The organism is Scytonema sp. UIC 10036 (assembly GCF_009725235.1).
The window spans coordinates 113,685-132,762 of record NZ_WJFC01000008.1 but is presented as its reverse complement, the minus strand read 5'-3'; the positions used below and the strand labels follow the sequence as shown (position 1 = coordinate 132,762).

Sequence of the window (19,078 nt, the reverse complement as noted above, 5' to 3'; positions counted from 1 at the left end):
CAGCCTTCATCAGCGTTCATCAGCGGTTAATTTTTTATAAAAACAACTGAAAAAGTGGAGTTCAGGTGCATGAAAAAAATCATGTTTTACTGCCAATACCATTTAGGTATGGGTCATCTTATTCGCAGTGTAGAAATTCTGCATAGCTTAGCCAAAGACTTCAAAGTTTGTTTTGTCAAGGCTGGAACGGAGGTGCAAGAGTTAGAAATCCCACCTGCCGTTGAAGTAGTGACTCTTCCCCTACTTCTGTCAGAAAACAAACAAATTAAGGTAGCCGACAGTTCTCAAAATCTTGAGGAAGTTAAGGAGAACCGAAAAAATCTATTGCTTAAAGTGTTTGATGAGTTTAAGCCTGATTGCTTAATCACAGAAGGTTATCCATTCAAAAAGTATCAGTTTGAGTTTGAATCGATTCCACTACTAGAGCGAATCCAATCAACAGGGCGCTCAACCAAGGTTGTTTGCAGTCTTCGAGATATTGTGATGGCGCAACCCTACCAAAATCGAGCCGAGGTGCTTGAAAAGACTTGTAAATTATTGAATCAGTACTATGATATGCTACTGGTTCATTCAGATCCACAATTTCACAGGTTAGAAGAAAGCTTTTCTAGAGTTAAAGATATTCACTGTGATATTCGTTACACGGGATATGTTGCACAATCACTACCAGAAAATTGTGCGATCGCGGATAAAGATTTCTTCAGCCTGAATATGAAAGAACCGATGATTTTAGTGAGTGTGGGTGGAGGTCAACTGGGACACGAACTATTAGAAAGTATTGTGGAAGTCAGTTCAATTATTGAGTTCTTTTTACCACACCAAATTATAGTTTTTACAGGGCCTTTTATACCAGATAATAAGTTTTTAGAACTGCAAGAATCAGTCAAAGAGAGAACCAATATTTCTATAAGAAAATACACTCCTCACTTACTTAAGTACATGGAAAAAGCAGCTATTTCAATTAGTTTGGGAGGTTACAACACCACAATGAACATTGTTAGAACTGGCGTCAGAGCCATGATTCTTCCCTCTAATAAAGATTGGGAGCAGGAAATTAGGGCTGAGAAGCTAGAAAAGCTGGGAATGGTTGAGGTTATTCGTCCTTACGATTTGGAACCAGTGAATTTTACCAAGAAAATTATCGCCTGTCTCAATAAAGAGCCAGTGAAGAACAGCTTTAAACCTTTTGAACTTCAAGGCGCACAGAAAACTGCTTTGTTGCTCAAAGAGTTACTTCAAAGCCCGGTTACTGCTGCTTATTCTGCTGCATAAGTCGTTTAAAGTTGCAATGCATGCGAAGACAGCGCAACTACCAGCTTAAGGAGACAACGCAAAATTACCACAAGGAGGTTTAGATATGACCGCATCTACCATGAACAATCCGTTAGTTACTCTTGTTGTAGTACCACGAGAGCGTTTTAGCTATAGCTGTGAGTCTTTGGAAAGTATTTATAAGGACACTAATTATCCTTTCGATTTAGTTTATGTGGATTGTGGTTCGCCCTCCCACATCCGACGCTATCTGGAAGAGCAAGCACAGCAAAAGCAGTTTAAACTAATTCGCTCTGATTATTTCCTTTCTCCCAATCGAGCCAGAAACATAGGACGGCGTGAAGTGAAGACTAAGTATATTGTCTTCATTGATAACGATGTAGTTATCAAGTCAGGCTGGTTGGAGAAATTAGTGCAGTGTGCTGAGGAAACAGGAGCGGGAGTTGTTGGTCCTTTGACATGCATTGGTAAGCCCGAACATGAAATCATTCATAATGGTGGTGGGAAAGTTCGCATTGTAGCGGAGACAGTAGATGGCAAAACCGTATGGCGCAATAAACAAAAGTCCTATTTTAACGGCATACCAATGGCCGATGTGCGCGATCAACTCCACCGTATAAAGTGTGATTTTGTTGAGATGCACTGTGTACTCGTCCGCAATGAACTCTTCGATCGCGTCGAACTCCTTGATGAAAGATTGTTAAATACCAGAGAGTACATCGATCTCTGTTTAATGACGACTCAGGCTGGAGCGAGCATTTACTGTGAGCGAGAGTCTATCGTATTCACAGATACCTTGGCGGTAGGCGAGGCACAAAAAAATCTTGCAGATGCAGGATATATTCAAGGAACGCAATTCCAGTGGTCAGATCTTCACTTTTTTATGGTACGCTGGAGTGATGCGTGGGAGCTAGAGAGCCTGCATTATTACCGTGACAAGTGGAATCTTTCTGATGACGATCCCTATCTTCAAAGACGGTATAAAAAGCTGGGTCATCGGCGACACGAGGCATTCCTCAAACCTTTGATCCGCCGCTTGACCTTTGGCAAAGACAGCCAATGGTTAGAAAAAGTTCTCATTCCCCTAGAAAGACGGCTGAACCGCTGGATTAGCAACCGCTACGAAAAGATTTATCCCCAAAGTCATCAGACTCAAGCCTCAAAGCAGTCCAAGTCTAGTGATAATCTCATAGTATCTCCCGAATTAAGGTCAAAAGATCGCGTTTTGGAGGCATAATAAGCAGGAGCGATGCCTGGAATTTAGCTGTTTAAGCATTGGGGAGAGAAGTACATGGGCGCTCGTTCGCCGGGAAAAAACCTGAAAGCAGTTTTACCAGATGGTTTGCGGATTTTTCAAAGGTTCTGGCCGCAGATTCGCAAGCAGAAATTCTTGATTGCTGGTTCGTTCTTGGCACTCTTGTTCGAGACAGCTTTAAAGTTACTGGAGCCTTGGCCGTTAAAGTTTATCTTTGACAGCATTCTTGTGACGGAATCCAACACAGAACGCCTGGGGATCTCAGCAGCGATTAAAGGAATGAATCCAATGCTGCTACTGACGCTCTTGGCTTCGGCTATCGTGGCGATCGCGACTTTGCGTGCTTTGGCTACTTACTTAAGTACATTTGGCATGGCAATGGCAGCCAACTTTGTCATGGCAGAGGTTCGCGGTCATCTTTACAGTCACTTGCAACGTCTCTCCCTTTCCTTTCACAAGCAGTTCAAAAGTGGCGATCTGATTACTCGGATTACGTATGATGTCGAGCGGATAAGGTCAGTAACTATCAAAGTTGCCCTACCGCTAGTGACCAATCTCCTTACCTTGGTTGGGATGTTGGGGATTATGTTATGGCTGCATTGGGAACTGACTTTGATAGCAGTCGCCACTTTTCCATTATTAGTTCTCTGGAGCACGCCTCTGGTAAATCGCATTCAAGTTGCTACCCGCAGACATCGCAAGTCTGAAGGATCTATGGCAAATACAGTTGCCGAAGCCATGAACACCATTAAGGTAGTACAGGCGCTGTCACTTGAAGAAATGGCAGAGGAAACTTTTTCTAAGCTCAACAATGAAAGCTTGGATGAAGGAACTGAAACCGAGCAACTCAGAGGAATGCTAACGCGGACTGTGGAAATTTTGATTGCGATCGCTATGGCATTTGCGATCTGGCGGGGTTCAATATTAATACTACACAAAACGCTGACCCCTGGGGATTTGTTGGTGTTCATTAGCTACTATAAGACAGCCTTAGAACCCATGCGTCAAATCGCCAAGCAAACAGGACTGCTTGCTAAAGCAACAGTCTCAGGTGAGCGCCTTTTAGATGTACTAGACATGGTACCAGAGATTCGCGATTCGCGGGGTGCGCTCGATGCTCCTCCCTTTCGGGGCGCGGTGCGTTTTGAAAATGTGTCCTTTGGCTACGAGTCAGAAAGAGTCATCTTGAAAAACCTCAACTTTGAGGTGCAACCCGGTCAACGTGTGGCGTTGGTTGGTCCCTCGGGCAGTGGTAAGTCAACCCTGGTGAGTCTGCTGTTGCGTCTCTACGATCCTATAGAAGGTCGCATTTTCATTGATGGGCATGACCTTCGGGAATACAAATTGGAATCCTTGCGCCGCCAGATCGCCATAGTGCTGCAAGATAGTGTTCTATTTGCGGTTAGTGTCCGAGATAACATTGCCTACGGTTTTCTGGAAGCTTCACAGCAGGAGATCGAGGCAGTGGCTCGTTTGGCCAATGCCCACGACTTTATTATGCAACTTCCTAAAGGCTATAAAACCATTCTAAGCGAGCGGGGGGAAACTGTTTCAGGTGGACAACGCCAGCGAATTGCCATCGCCCGTGCTGCTATCCGCAATGCCCCCATAGTCATCCTCGACGAACCAACAACTGGCTTAGACAAAGAAAATGAGCGTGCTGTTACCTCGGCACTCGACCGACTGACTCAGGAGAAAACTACCTTTCTCATTTCCCACAACCCCAGAGCAGTCGAAAACGCGGATCTCATCCTTTATATAGAAAAGGGAAAACTTTTAGAGCAAGGTACCCATGCGGAACTGATGCGCCGAGGCGGTCGGTACGCAGCGCTGTCTCAGCATATGTCCGCAGTTGGCGACAGCATTCCAGAAGCAGGTACTCATGCAGGGTAATTTTGAACGAACAGGAAGGAGAATTTGTGATGCTTTATAGGGAATTTGGTCAAACAGGATGGAAAGTGTCGGCTATCGGGTTGGGCACTTGGAATATCGGCAATCAATGGGGCGAGATTGATGACACAACTGCTTTTGCTACTGTACGCAGTGCTTTCGACAATGGCGTAAATCTGTTTGATTGTGCTGAGTCATACGGCATTCCCCAAGGATTGTCCGAACAGCGCTTGGGGGTAGCATTGACAGGTATTCGTCATCAAGTCCACCTAGTCAGCAAGATCGGTCATTGGGGAAATCGTACAGGTGAACACATACCAAAAAATACAGTAGATAACATCCGCCTTTGCGCCCATGCTTCCTTGTATCGGCTGCGTACTGACTGGATCGATGCACTACTTTGCCATGAGGGTGATATTGAAGATCCTACTATTTACCTGGAAGCCTTTGAGGTTCTTAAGCAACAAGGTAACATCCGAGCATACGGCATATCAACTAATAATTTTGAAGTGTTGAAACGATTTAATGTCAATAACACCTGTAGTGTGGTGGAGTTGGAATATTCGCTGTTGAATCGCGATGCCGAGTCTCAAATATTGCCTTATTGCCAAGAACATGGTATAGGTGTATTGGTACGCGGACCTCTTGCCAAGGGTCTTTTGTCAGGCAAATATTCTGCCGATACCGTGTTTACCGATAGCGTCCGAGCTAAGTGGCACAAGAAAGAAAGCAAACAATTAAAACTACAGAACAAATTTGCTACACTAGAAGACCTCAAAAAGACATTGACTCCCGGAGAGGAGATGGTCAAGGCAGCCCTGCGTTTTGTCACATCGCATCCAATACAACCAGTGGCAATACCCGGAGCCAAATCCCCCGAACAAGCAACCATCAACGCCAAAGCAGGGGACAGAGTCTTGTCTGCTGAAGAGAGAAACAATCTACTCCTGTCCTTAGAGCGTCAGATCGAGGAACGGGAAACTGCCATGGTTGGAGCTGACTACGCTAGTTGAAACAAGAATTGTTGAACACAGGGAGCAGTTTCAGTGAGCCGCAGTCCTCAAAAACTTCAAAAATCGATACCTGGTCTACGGGAGATTGTACGTAGATTTTGGCCGCAAATTCGCAAGCAAGGATTCTTATTAGTGCTGTCTTTGCTAGCACTCCTAACCAAAACTGCTTTGGGGTTGCTAGAGCCTTGGCCGTTAAAAATTCTTTTTGACCAGATAATGACAACTGGCTTTAACACTAAGTCTTTGGGAATCCCATTCTTGTACGGGTTGAAGCCAGTAACTCTCATCACCGTCCTGGTGTTGGCAATGGTCGCGCTCGCTGGTTTGCGGTCTAGCGCTGCTTACTTAAGTAGTTTGGGTCTATCAGTGGCAGCTAACCGTATTATTGCTGATGTGCGTGGTATTCTTTATGCTCACCTTCAGCGTCTCTCTCTGTCCTTTCATTATACAGCCAGAAGTGGTGACTTAATGACCAGGGTGATACATGATATTGAGAAGCTGCGGGGAGTGACTGTCACTGGTGTCGTACCACTGTTGACCAGTATCCTGACTCTGGTTGGGATGTTATGCATCGTTTTCTGGCTAAATTGGGAATTGGCTCTCATTGCGATCGCCGTTTTTCCTTTGTTTGTTCTGTACAGTCTACAAGTGACCAAGCGCCTGCGGGAAGTTTCCCGCAAGCAACGCAAACGCGAAGGAGCAATGGCTGCTAGCGCCGCCGAAGCGTTCAATGCTATCAAAGTAGTACAAGCGCTCTCTTTGGAGGATATGCTGGAAAAGACCTTTTCTATCCACAACAAAAAGAACCTCAAAGAAGACGCTCTGGTGGAAAAACTACAAGCAAGACAAGAGCGCATAGTGGAAGTCTTAGCAGCGATCGCAACGGCTCTCGTGTTATGGCGGGGCGTACAACTCGTGCAGCGTCATGTCATTACCCCAGGAGACTTGCTCATATTCATTACCTACCTCAGGAACGCCTTTAAGCCCATTGGCCAACTTGCCAAGTACACAGAGCAGATTACCAAGGCGACAGCTTCGGGGGAGCGAATTATAGACATACTGGACATTGTACCCGAAGTTCGGGATTCACGAGGTGCGCTGAATGCTCCCCCTTTTCGGGGCGCGGTGCGTTTCGAGAACGTTACCTTTGGTTATGAACCGGGAAAGAACGTCTTCAACAACCTGAACTTGGAGGTAAAACCAGGTCAGCATATCGCGCTGGTTGGAGCATCTGGAGGTGGGAAGTCAACCCTAGTCAGTTTACTCCTACGTCTCTACGATCCTTTAGAAGGTCGCATTATCATCGATGGACACGACCTCCGCGAGTACAAGCTAGATTCCTTACGACGGCAGATCGGCATTGTGCTGCAAGAAAGCGTGTTGTTTGCAGCGAGTGTACGAGAAAACATTGCCTATGGGTCACTGGGTGCATCAGACCGAGAAATTAAGGCAGCGGCACGCCTTGCCAATGCTCATGACTTTATCATGGCATTGCCCGATGGCTATGATACCATCCTCGGCGATCGCGGCGCTACCTTATCTGGTGGACAACGCCAACGAATTGCGATCGCTCGCGCTGCTATCCGTAATGCCCCCATCCTGATTTGGGATGAACCCACCACTGGTTTGGACAAGGAAAATGAACGTGCGGTCATTACAGCTTTGGAAAATTTAGCCAAAGGTCGCACCACCTTTATCATCACCCACGACTTGCACTTGGTAGCTCACGCCGATGTAATTCTCTACCTTGAGGGCGGGCGCATCGTCGAGAGCGGAACTCATCAGGAACTCATGCAGAATAACGGCTGTTATGCTGCCCTATACAGAATACAGCTCGCTATCTATCCTCAAAATAATACCAACGATGAGGAAAGCATTGAGCATCTCTGTAATTGACACGCTTACCAGTGACCAATGACCAATGACCAATGACCAATGACCAATGACCAGTGACCAAGTTTTTTAAGGGTGCGAGCACGTCTGTTTTATATCAAAATTCTGATTTTTTATAAGTTTGCCATCTACCGCAATGCTCACCCTTAAAACGCTTAATAAAACGCTTAAGTATGTACGAAATGTCCTAGGAATTGAATCACTGCTCCTTAGTACAACTTTTTTACTAATAGCCAGCAGTGCCCTTGCTAGTGAAGTTCCAGCCACTAAAGTAAATCCAGATAATAAAGTTTTAGTTCCAGACCAACCGACTCTTTCTCTCGAACAAACTGACCAATACTCACAAAAAACTAACGCTCTGGTTCAGTTGACATCAGTTTCGGAACTGTCTGATGTTAATCCCAGCGATTGGGCATTCCAAGCTTTACAATCTCTGATTGAGCGCTATGAATGCATCGTTGGATATTCCGACCGTACTTATCGAGGCGATCGCAATCTTAACCGATATGAGTTTGCGACAGGTCTAGAAACTTGCTTGAACCAAATTAACAAGCTAATTGCTGTGGGTACTGCTGAGGCGATCGAGAAAGAGGATTTAGTTACCGTGCAACGGTTACAATCAGAATTTGCGGCAGAGCTATCAGCTTTACGGGGACAGCTAGACAACCTAGAAGCAAAGGTTTCCCAGTTAACAGCGCAACAGTTTGCACCAACTCTCAGGCTAAAAGGAAGTGCCATCTTTGCCGTTGCTGGAGCTATTGGTGACAATAAGGCTGATGACGACGATGAGCCAGTGGAAGAAAATATTGTCTTTGGCAGCCGACTGAATTTAAGCTTTGAGACCAGCTTCACTGGGAAAGATAATTTAATACTCGAATTACAAGCGAGAGATATTCCTAGATTTGATGATGATGTTACAGGTACTGTCATGACTCGCTTGGGGTTTGAAGGCAGTAATGATAATGAATTTGAGTTAAGTACACTTCAATATAGTTTTCCCATTTCCAAGCAAGCAACTGTATACATCAACGCACAAGCTTCTGCAGATGACTTTGCCATCTCACTCAACCCCTTAGACAGCAGTAGCCGTGGTGCTATCTCTCGTTTTGGACGACGCAACCCCATATACCGACAAATCGGTAGCACAGGGGTTGGTATAAATTATGAATTTAATGATGTTGTCAGTGTGGGATTAGGTTATTTAGTTGACGATGCGGACGACACCAGGTCTGGAATTTTCAAAAGTCCCTATGGAGCCATTGCCCAAGTATATGTAGAGCCTACTGATGAATTGCATTTCAGTTTGACTTATCTGCGCTCCTACAATCTCCTTGATACAGGAACTGGGAGCGAACTTGCTAATGACCCTTTTGATGGAGACGCAGACCACATAACGGCGGATTCCTTTGGTCTTGAGGGTAGGTTTGATATTAGCTCTAACTTTATCTTAGGGGGTTGGATTGGCTACACCAAAGCAAAAGCCGAAGACTTATCCGGTGAACCAGAAGCTAGTATCTTTAACTATGCCATCACCTTAATCTTTCCCGATCTTGGTGGAGAAGGTAACTTAGTCGGTATTGTATTCGGTCAACCACCTAAAGTCACGAGCAACGATTTCGGCAATAGATTTACCGATCCAGACACTTCTTTACATATAGAAGCTTTCTATCGCTTCAAGGTTACCGACAACATTTATATTACACCCGGAGTGTTCATGATTACCAATCCAGAGCATAACGACAGCAATAACACGCTCTATGTAGGAGTCATCCGAACTACTTTTCGTTTCTAACCATGTAGAATCGATAGGCGCGATTATATCAGGTTCGGTTCAACACTTATAATATGTGTAGTTGATAAATTTTATTGTAAGTAATTACCCGAACTTGATATTATTCCATCCATCCAAATTACATGGCAAAGATGGACACAAACTTGTAAAAAAAAAGGGTGAGATTGTAATCAATCACACCCGAATAAGTATTTTGAGATCAAACCCTTTGCCATGACGAGAGAGGGATTGTAGCGGCTCTCAGCCTTTTGTCTTCTTAATGTACGTTTTGTTTAACTTTTTTCTTTGCCGAACTGTATCGTTAAGATACGAGAGAAAGGTACTTGTAAGCACCAACGAGAATTTAATCTCTTGTTATACTAATATTCAATACGTTTATGAAAAGACAATGAAGAATTAATGAGAAAATTCTCATCACAATCAACAATATCACTTATATTGAGAACTGCAAATGCGTTTGCCCTTAGATGCTTTTAGGCGGCTGGATAGTAGGTAACCCTGATGCTAATCCTACTTATGCCATATCTCATGTTAAAAAGAGCCAACAAAATATGTTATGGTTTGAAATAATTGTTGGTAGAGATAGTAAAGGTAGTGCAACTTCTCAATTCATAGCCAATGCTGTAGCTCTGCCAATACCAGAATTACCTCCTGTAATCAGAATCACTTTATCAGTAAATTGCTTCATAATTAAATAGTTTTACCCTTATTCAGAATTTAGTGGAACTATCTATAAGCACATAACGTGAAATTGTGGCAACGAATTTATAGCGGTTTCAGCCCACAGAATTTGCGTATAAGCTGACATTTTTATTGCCAACCCTTCTTAGCTTATCAATAAATTGAGAAGATTGAAACTTCGACACCTTATTTCTCGCGCCCTGTGTGATGATTATCATTAAGTTGAGCGATATTAACGCAAAAGGATGTCCCCAAAGCCAAAGCATATAGACTGCGGCAATAAACGTTGCGATGACTCCCCATAAGGTTCCCTAGATATAGGTAATAAAAAGAGTCGCAATGCTACCGAAGGTAAAATTTCCAGAAAAAAATAGGGGGAAATTGAAATAGTTACCTAAAAATCCCAGCGCTATTAAAGCAGACAGCTTGGCGATCGTGTATTTGTCAAGCTGAAAGGTTTTCTTTTTTAGAAACTAGGAGGATGTTGGGGACGAAGGTTTAACCGTCATTGCGAAGCTGTTAGCCGTAGTGTTTTTACAGGCAGAAAGAGAGAGTTATTTCATGTGTTCTCTATCTAAAAGCATTCCCAAAAGTTCTCAATTCTCAACATTTATCAGCGTTTTGTTAAGACACTTAATCAGTGTCGGTTGCCGATTGCGGTTTTTTCCCATCAATTAAAGCACTTACAGTCATATCTCCCATAACATTGATGACAGTGCGGCATCGATCTAGGAACCAATCGACTGTGACTAACAAAGCAATATACTCTGTAGGCAAGCCAACAGAACTGAAAACCAATGTCATGGTTACCAATCCCGCCTCTGGAATACCAGCGGCACCTACGGATGCAAAAATCGATGTTAGAATGACTATGAGTTGCTGTAGCAAGCTTAAATTTTGCCCGATGACTTGCGAGATAAATAATGCAGACATGGCTTCATAAAGAGCAGTTCCGTCATTGTTGAAATTTGAGCCAACTAATGCGCCTAGAGAAGCGGAAGATTCTCTCACACCTATTTTGTGCTGCAAAATATCAAATGTAATGGGCATTGTTGCTACGGAGGAGTCTGTTGAAAAAGCAGTTAAAAAAGCATCTGTACCGCCACGCAGGAAGTTGAGCGGATTCACCCAAGAACCAAATCGGACTCGCAATAGGTAATAGCAGGCTTGCAATACCAACGCTAACAGTACTGCTATCACAAATGCTCCTAAAGATTTAAATGGCTCAAAACCTTTTTCGGCAACAGTTTTTGATACAATACCAAAGACTGCTAGCGGTACTGTAGCAATGACCCAGTGAAGAACTCGAATAATCGCTTCAAATAAAATTGCGATCGCATCCTCAATCGCCTGAAACCCTCTCTTATTTGCAGCAATTTGTTCTGATTTGATGGCACGCAAAACTATGCCAAAAGTCAGGGCAAGAACAATCAGCTGGATAACATTATTATCTACTAAAGGGCTGAGAATAGCAGGCGGGACAGCATCTTTCAACAGTCCCCAAGGATCGAAAGCTCGTTTTACTATTTCTGTAGTTCCTGTCGCAGCCAAACGCCCCCACGTACCGGGACGCAGTACATTTGCTACAAACAGCCCGATAAGAATAGCGACTGTGGTATTGGTGAGTAACAACACTGCCAAACGGCGTCCCGCCCTACCGGGTATAACGGTTGTCATAAAAGTATGCAGTACTGCCATTAAAATCAATGGTGTTGCTAGGGCGCGGAGTGCTTTCAGGACTAACTCTGCAGGAATCGCCAAAGTTTCAATAAAGCCTTTGTTTGTTGGGCTGGGATTTCCTGCACCCAGTACAATCCCTAAAGCGATCGCCAGTACTAGCGCGATAATAATTTGTAATGTCAGTGGAATGCTTTGCCACCACGGGCGGGTTTTCGGCTTATCCAGACTTTTTTGTTCGTTCATTACTTGGTTCATGGTTAGTCGTTAGTGGTTAGTCGTTAGTAAGGGCACTCTTGCGCCGCGCCCGTACAGTGGTTAGTGACTAGATGCTACAAACTAAATACAGCAGTTTTCAAATACATGAACCTCACTATGCTCTTGTAGTACGGGTGTCCTTACTCGTGCGTTAGGGAGGGGGGGCGAGGAAGCCCACCCCACAAGAGAAGAGTATTACACTTTATTGAATTCACATTGTTGGGTGAGTTTTTCTGAATCAATAGCAGAACTTAATTTTATGGGGGCACAAATTGCGTTATCCTTAAATACGCTTGTACTTATAACAGATGCTTGACTGGCTGTTAGCAATCGTGTATCTTATGATGCCTCTTTTGTCACTCTCGTTCCCAGGCGGAGCCTGGGAACGAGGTGGGGGAGGGTTTGAGTATGCTTACCTAGTAGCTTCTTTATTTTAATCTTTAAACTGCTTATGTCCTTTGTTCCTTTACATATTCACAGTGATTACAGCTTATTAGATGGTGCAAGTCAATTACCTGCTTTGATTGAACGCGCTATTGAACTTGGTATCAACGCGATCGCACTCACGGATCATGGAGTTATGTATGGGGCGATCGAACTTATCAAAACCTGTCGCAACAACAATGTTAAGCCAATTATTGGCAATGAGATGTATATCATCAATGGTGATATTACAAAACAGGAACGCCGTCCTAAATACCATCAAATTGTCTTAGCTAAAAACACAAAAGGATACAAACATTTAGTTAAGTTAACATCAATTTCTAATCTCCAAGGAGTCCAAGGTAAAGGAATTTTTGCGCGTCCTTGTATTAACAAAGAATTATTAAAAGAATACCATGAAGGTTTGATTGTGACGAGTGCTTGTTTGGGTGGAGAAATTCCCCAAGCAATTCTGAGCGGTAAATTAGATGCAGCTCGTAGGGTGGCTCAATGGTATAAAGATGTTTTTGGGGATGATTATTATTTAGAAATTCAAGACCACGGATTTCCAGAAGACCGCATTGTTAATGTAGAAATAGTCAAGATTGCACGGGAATTGGGAATCAAAATTGTAGCTACTAATGATTCTCATTTTATTTCTTGTTACGATGTCGAAGCTCATGATGCTTTGTTGTGCATCCAAACGGGCAAATTGATTGTTGAAGACAATCGAATGCGCTATACCGGAACAGAATATTTAAAATCTGCAGAAGAGATGAAAAAGCTCTTTCGCGATCATTTGCCAGAAGACGTAATTGAAGAAGCGATCGCAAACACCGTTGAAGTTGCAGACAAAGTTGAACCTTACAATATTCTAGGGGAACCGCGCCTTCCCAATTATCCCATCCCATCAGGTCACACAGCTGATACCTATGTTGAAGAAGTTGCTTGGCTTGGGCTTTTACAAAAATTAAATCGGAAATCGAGAAATGAAGTCGATCGAGTCTATAAAGAAAGACTGGAATATGAACTTGCAATGATTCAAAAGATGGGATTCTCCACATACTTCCTAGTTGTGTGGGACTACATCAAATTTGCCAGAGATAATGATATTCCCGTGGGACCTGGAAGGGGTTGTGTACTGGGTGATACAAAGGTCATGCTTGCCACTGGCACACAAGTTTGTATCAAAGATATTCAAATTGGGCAACAAGTCATCACTCATAAAGGTAATATTCTACCTGTTACCTATAAGCACGAGTATGAGTGCCATGAAGAAATCGTTAAAATCAAAGTAGCTAATGAAGAATTATGTTTAACTAAGGATCACAAAATATTTGCTGTAAAGACGAAAGATTGTATTGTTAATGGACTTAAACAGGTAAGTCCTTGTAAACCTACCTGTACTAGATACTGCTCGCTCAAACCTTATCAAGATTATCAATTAGAGTGGATAGAAGCAGGTCAACTCAAGAAAAATGATTTCGTTGTTTTTCCTAGAGTTCAATCTACTGAGCAAGAAATTACTTTTGATATTCTAAATTATATAGAAATCGGTGCTTATGTCAGATTTGATGATGAGTCCATATGGTATGAGATAGGAAGTAATAGCTTAACAACAAAGAAAATTCCAAGGTATATAAAATTTAATGAAGACTTTGCCAGACTCCTAGGCTACTACATTGCAGAGGGATGGTCAAGGTTAGAGGACAGGGAGTGTACTGTAGGTTTTGGACTTTGCAGTGATGAAATGGATTATGCTCAAGAAATTTGCCTCCTCTTAAATAGAATTTTCAATTTAGAGGGGAAAATAACGCCTCATCCAACAAAAAACTCCGTGCAAGTTCTGAGTTATTCAAGAATCGTTGGAGAATTCTTAACAGCCTTGTGTGGAAAAGGAGCTAATCAAAAACAAATACCTAATGAAATTGTTGTTAAAGGTAAGTCTGAGTACACCAAAATTTTAATTGCCTATCTTTTTAGAGGAGATGGCCATCCTGGGACAAAAGAAAAGACGACAACTATTACATATTCAACTATCTCTACGATCCTTGCCTCACAATTAAGATTGTTGCTAGCTCGTTTTGGATATTGGGCATCAATTTTGAAAAGACACAAACAAAAAGAAAATTGGGCTACGGAATACTCTGTTAAATTGTCAGGAAAACAGCTTTTAGACTGGAACAGCGACTTTCTTGACTTTCCGATTGGTGTTAAAATACAAAAGTTTTACAGAAATGATAGCTTTTACGTTGATGAGAATTACATCTATCTGAAAATTAGAGAAATTCAAACATTAAACCACACAGGCTACGTGTATGATATTACAGTTCCTGGAGATACTTCCTACGTAGGAAACTCAATTGCTATTCATAACTCAGCGGCAGGTTCTTTAGTCGCTTATACTATGGGAATCACAAACATCGATCCCGTACATCACGGCTTGCTGTTTGAAAGATTCCTCAACCCCGAACGTAAATCTATGCCTGATATCGATACAGATTTTTGTATTGAAAGACGGGATGAAGTGATTGAGTACGTCACTCAAAAATACGGGAAAGAAAGAGTTGCACAAATTATTACCTTTAACCGCCTGACTTCCAAAGCCGTTTTAAAAGATGTTGCCAGAGTGTTAAATATTCCTTATGGGGAAGCAGACAAAATGGCAAAAATGATTCCTGTCTCTCGGGGAAAACCAACAAAACTCAAAGTGATGATTTCTGACGACACCCCAGAACCGGAGTTCAAACAAAAATATGATACTGAAGAGCGAGTTCGCCATTGGCTCGATATGGCAATTCGGATTGAAGGGACTAACAAAACCTTTGGCGTTCACGCAGCAGGTGTGGTGATTTCTTCCGATCCCTTAGATGAAATTGTCCCTCTACAAAAAAATAATGACGGTGCTGTCATTACTCAGTACTACATGGAAGATTTAGAATCTTTGGGTTTGTTAAAAATGGATTTTCTCGGTTTAAAAAACCTGACAATGATTCAAAAAACCATTGATTTGATTCAAGAAAGCAGGGGGGATAAGATAGATCCTTACGAAATTACTAGTTGGGAAAGAAAAGCTCAGAGAATATTAGCCAAAGGTGGAGACAGTGCAAAACTTCCACAAGATGTGAAAAAGACTTACGAACTGTTAGAAGCTGGTGATTTAGAAGGAATCTTTCAATTAGAATCTTCTGGAATGCGTCAGATTGTAAGGGATTTAAAGCCTTCCAATATAGAAGATATTTCCTCAATTTTAGCACTGTATCGACCCGGTCCATTAGATGCTGGGCTGATTCCTAAGTTTATTAACCGCAAGCACGGGCGTGAGAAAGTTGAGTATCAGCATCCTATTTTAGAGCCTATTTTAGAAGAGACTTATGGAACGCTATGTTATCAAGAGCAAATCATGAAAATGGCTCAGGATTTAGCAGGATATTCTTTAGGTCAAGCCGATTTGCTGCGTCGTGCAATGGGGAAAAAGAAAGTTGATGAAATGATGAAGCAGCGAGAAAAATTTGTTGATGGTTCGGCAAAAAATGGTGTGAAAAAACAAATTGCTGATGACTTATTTGACCAAATGTTGAAGTTTGCTGAATATTGTCTCAGCTATGATACGGAAGTTTTGACTGTGGAATACGGTTTTTTACCAATTGGGAAAATTGTGGAAAAAGGTATTGAATGTACGGTGTATTCTGTGGATAATAATGGGAATATTTACACTCAACCAATTGCTCAATGGCACGATCGCGGTGAGCAGGAGGTGTTTGAATATTGTTTGGATGATGGTTCGGTAATTCGAGCAACAAAAGACCACAAGTTTATGACAACTAGTGGGGAAATGTTACCGATTGATGAAATTTTTGAACGAGGTTTGGATTTGATGAGGGTTGATGGTTTGCCAGAGTAGTTACTCTTTTGAATGAACCGCAGAGGCGCAGAGAACGCGGAGGGAAGAGAGAGGAAGGAGATTTGCTTCTGCTGCTCTTTCCTCCCACTGCTCGTTCCCAGGCTGGCTCGTGCTGCTCGTTCCCAGGCGGAGCCTGGGAATGCAGTCTACGAGGCTCCGCCTCGCGTAATAGAACGCTCAACGTACATAAGGAATGCAGCTTGCTTTTTCTACCAAGAGTTTGTCATCAGGTAATCTCGTGATTAAAAGTGCATCTGTCTGAGAATTTTGAGAAAAATATACGGCATAGTATCTTGTAGTTCTGTCTCTACCTGCTGCACTGTAGATTCTTGGATTTTCATTATCTATTCTGACAGGAGCATTTTCTATGAGGGGTCTCGATCGCAAGGCAACATTCATTAATGTTTGTCTGTTGTTAGAGAAGACTCTCACTGTTTTTTCGTTGGCAATAAAATAGATTAACGTATTTGTTTCGGGTTTTTGCTTTGGACAAGGGCTAAGAATTTGATAAGTTGGCTTTCTTTGTTGTTGGTTCACTGTTCCTTGCGAAATCAAATTTGCGATTTCTTGGTCTTGTCGAATATCAGCGCTAGTTATGGCTGGGGAAAATAAGATTCCAAACAAAGCCAGTAAAAATGAAACAGATTTTTTTACTACCATAAGAGATTTTAGCGAGTAAATGCTTTGATAATTATCCAGATTTCAATTACAGCAAATTTCAACTTGATGAAGTACGAAAATTACCCCCCTCTGTCCCTCCCTTGCTAAGGGGGGATGAAAGTACAGCAAATTTCAATTTGATGAGGTACGAAAATTACCCCCCTCTGTCCCCCCTTGGCAAGGGGGGATGAAAGGGGGGTGTACCTCATTCAGATGCAAAGCGCTGTATTTGAATTCTTAATATATATATATACAATATGTTGTATACAATTAAAGAGCGAAAACTAAAAAAAATTTATGAATTCCTTTTCATCTGCAACATCACAAAGTAGGCAAGACAATAACGAGGTTTTAGTAAACGCGATCGCCAAGCAAGAAGCGGATGGCAGAACAGTTGCGCTCGTTCCAGGATTGCCTGAATTATCAAGTTGAAGCAAGCGATCGCATAACAGCATTAGCCCAACTACAACAACGATTGGAAACCCATCTAGCTGACGCAGAAATAGTTTTTTTATCTGTTAAATTGCCATCTACTGGGCAGAAAAACCCTTGGTTAGCAATGGTTGGGGTTTTTAAAGATGGCCCCCAATTCGATCAAATGCTCGAAGCTATAGAAAATTATCGGCACGAATTAGATAAATTGACAGAAGAGAATTTTCCGCAAGAGTAAGAACATAATTGCTTAGGTATAAATTAAGATGGCAAGATGGATACTTGATACTGACCATGTTTAGCTACTACAACGAGGTAATCCAATAGTAGTGAGTAAAGTAGCAGCTGTAAATCCTTCAGAAATAGCAGTCACAGTAATAACTATTGTTGAACAGATGTACAGTCGTTTAGATGTAATTAAACGGGCAAAATCAAAGCAAGAATTAGTTACGGCTTACTCTTTCTTAAAAGGAACGTTTAATCAGTTATGTCAAGCTAATATTGTTGGCTTTGATGACGCCGCATTTGATATCTATAACGAATTGTTAAAGCAAAGAATTCGTATTGGTACACAAGATTTAAGAATCGCGGCAATTGTACTTTCTTTAAATAGTACAATTGTGACGCGCAACCTTAAGGATTTTGAGAAAGTCTCTAATTGGAAAATTGTGGATTGGTCAATTCCTTCAGGTCATGGAATTACGTGAGTTGGTAAGCTAATTGTAGACATCACTAACTTTATACTCTAGGCGATCGCTTTCCATAAGATTTGACTTTCTCTTGTACGTAGTTGTGGTTTTGACATCCATGCTTTCAGGTGCAAGATGTGAAATCACAAACTTAACTCTTTTTTTGAGACACAGAAGATCGCTTTTCAACTTCTTGCTTAATTGCACCCATCATGTTATTCAAAGAATCTTTGAAAACACCATAAAAGACTTTTGCAGGTGTTCCTGACTTTGGTTGAGCTTCCACCACTTGTGTAATCAAAACTTGAGTTGGTTTTCCACCTGTATACTGAGCAATTGGTTCAATTAACCAGTAACCTTTCATACTTTTGAGGTCACCGTCAAGAAGTTGAAAATCTACACGACTTTTTTCTGTTTCTGTAATAGCTGAGCGAATACGCGATTTAACCCTGAGCAACAACACCTGACGCGAATCAACCTGTTCGATTACCTTCTGATTCTTGTTTGTACTAACGACTTTGCTAGAGACCACATTTGGTAGAAATTTAGAAAAATTGTTGTAATCCGTGATAACTTCCCATGCGGTATCCAATGAAGTTGTGACGAGAACTCTAGCAGTATACTTCCCTTTTTCACCTGTGACAAGCGACTGCCCCTTTCTCAGTGCAACCCTTTCATTCGTTGGCAATCGATCCACAGTACTATCAAATAACCCAGCCGTGGAAGTCGGTATATTTGTTATAGCAGCGATCGCGCTCAAGCACCCGGTGACAAAACAAATTTGCCAACACCGCCACATGAAATAAGTCGTTTTGTTTACCATCTTACCGATTTTGGATTTTAGATTTTGGATTTTGGATTGATTTTGGATTGAGAAAGCTTTCCCCAGACAACTGCATTTTTTTTGACATTGATACTTAGGCAATACTTGTCGGTTAAGCTCCAACAATGAAATTACGTAGGTTGGGTTGAGGAACGAAACCCAACATTTACAAGCATTTTTTGGGTTTCCCCACGGTAAGCCCAACCTACAAAAATTTTTAACCGAGCAGTCTTGGATACTTAGGTAGAGTTATAACTCACCATTCTAATTTTTGTAGGGCTATAGCTTACCCTACTTAAGATTTTTCATAAATAATTTAAGATTTCCGTAAGAGGATGTTTGAAAAGTGATTGACTGTGATTTTAATCACATTATTACCCCCCTTAGTCCCCCCTTGGAAAGGGGGGAAACAAGAA

Annotated in this window: 14 protein-coding genes; 11 read left to right on the top strand and 3 right to left on the bottom strand. The window is 42.1% G+C overall.

Going from position 1 to position 19,078, the window contains the following annotated elements; genetic code table 11:
* Positions 1-69: 69 nt before the first annotated feature.
* The 7 genes from F7734_RS06210 to F7734_RS06180 all read left to right on the top strand — a co-directional run bounded on the left by F7734_RS06210 (position 70) and on the right by F7734_RS06180 (position 9,813).
* Positions 70-1,272, top strand: coding sequence for a glycosyltransferase (locus F7734_RS06210; RefSeq protein ID WP_155743846.1), 1,203 nt, complete (start codon positions 70-72; stop codon positions 1,270-1,272).
* 85 nt (positions 1,273-1,357) lie between these two features.
* Positions 1,358-2,509, top strand: coding sequence for a glycosyltransferase (locus tag F7734_RS06205; RefSeq protein WP_243146723.1), 1,152 nt, complete (start codon positions 1,358-1,360; stop codon positions 2,507-2,509).
* Between the two features lie 54 nt (positions 2,510-2,563).
* Positions 2,564-4,420, top strand: a complete 1,857-nt coding sequence (locus tag F7734_RS06200) for an ABC transporter ATP-binding protein (RefSeq protein ID WP_155743845.1) — start codon at positions 2,564-2,566, stop codon at positions 4,418-4,420.
* Positions 4,421-4,422: 2 nt separating this feature from the next.
* Complete coding sequence (locus tag F7734_RS06195) at positions 4,423-5,430, top strand: aldo/keto reductase (protein ID WP_243146722.1); 1,008 nt, start codon at positions 4,423-4,425, stop codon at positions 5,428-5,430.
* 33 nt (positions 5,431-5,463) lie between these two features.
* A complete protein-coding gene (locus tag F7734_RS06190; RefSeq protein WP_166481756.1) occupies positions 5,464-7,326 on the top strand; it encodes an ABC transporter ATP-binding protein in 1,863 nt (620 codons plus the stop codon).
* A 133-nt stretch (positions 7,327-7,459) separates the two neighbouring features.
* Entirely contained in the window at positions 7,460-9,115 is a 1,656-nt protein-coding gene (locus tag F7734_RS06185) for an iron uptake porin (RefSeq protein WP_155743844.1), read from the top strand.
* A 467-nt stretch (positions 9,116-9,582) separates the two neighbouring features.
* Positions 9,583-9,813, top strand: coding sequence for a hypothetical protein (locus F7734_RS06180; RefSeq protein WP_155743843.1), 231 nt, complete (start codon positions 9,583-9,585; stop codon positions 9,811-9,813).
* Positions 9,814-10,429: 616 nt separating this feature from the next.
* Here the strand turns inward: F7734_RS06180 and F7734_RS06175 are convergent.
* On the bottom strand, positions 10,430-11,719 hold the full coding sequence (locus F7734_RS06175) for a dicarboxylate/amino acid:cation symporter (RefSeq protein WP_155743866.1): 1,290 nt from the start codon (positions 11,717-11,719) through the stop codon (positions 10,430-10,432).
* Between the two features lie 463 nt (positions 11,720-12,182).
* On the opposite strand from F7734_RS06175, the gene dnaE reads away from it, so the two are divergent.
* On the top strand, positions 12,183-16,058 hold the full coding sequence (dnaE, locus tag F7734_RS60555) for a DNA polymerase III subunit alpha (RefSeq protein WP_207714031.1): 3,876 nt from the start codon (positions 12,183-12,185) through the stop codon (positions 16,056-16,058).
* A gap of 177 nt (positions 16,059-16,235) precedes the next feature.
* Here the strand turns inward: dnaE and F7734_RS06160 are convergent, their stop codons facing one another.
* Positions 16,236-16,718: a hypothetical protein gene (locus F7734_RS06160; RefSeq protein WP_155743842.1), complete on the bottom strand. Its 483-nt coding sequence runs from the start codon at positions 16,716-16,718 to the stop codon at positions 16,236-16,238.
* A 297-nt stretch (positions 16,719-17,015) separates the two neighbouring features.
* Between F7734_RS06160 and F7734_RS65105 the strand changes: the two genes are divergently transcribed.
* From F7734_RS65105 to F7734_RS06150, 3 genes are all read left to right on the top strand, one after another.
* Positions 17,016-17,150, top strand: a complete 135-nt coding sequence (locus F7734_RS65105) for a hypothetical protein (protein ID WP_279239671.1) — start codon at positions 17,016-17,018, stop codon at positions 17,148-17,150.
* The gene (locus F7734_RS06155) at positions 17,101-17,388 is read left to right on the top strand and encodes a hypothetical protein (protein ID WP_243146721.1); all 288 of its coding nucleotides are present in this window, start codon (positions 17,101-17,103) and stop codon (positions 17,386-17,388) included. The genes F7734_RS65105 and F7734_RS06155 overlap by 50 nt, the downstream gene beginning before the upstream one ends.
* Before the next feature lie 91 nt (positions 17,389-17,479).
* Positions 17,480-17,857 carry a type II toxin-antitoxin system VapC family toxin gene (locus tag F7734_RS06150; RefSeq protein WP_243146720.1) on the top strand — a complete coding sequence of 126 codons (378 nt, stop codon included), beginning with the start codon at positions 17,480-17,482 and terminating at the stop codon, positions 17,855-17,857.
* 133 nt (positions 17,858-17,990) lie between these two features.
* On the opposite strand, the gene F7734_RS06145 is transcribed toward F7734_RS06150, so the two are convergent.
* Positions 17,991-18,662, bottom strand: coding sequence for an SRPBCC family protein (locus F7734_RS06145; protein WP_243146719.1), 672 nt, complete (start codon positions 18,660-18,662; stop codon positions 17,991-17,993).
* Positions 18,663-19,078 lie beyond the last annotated feature (416 nt).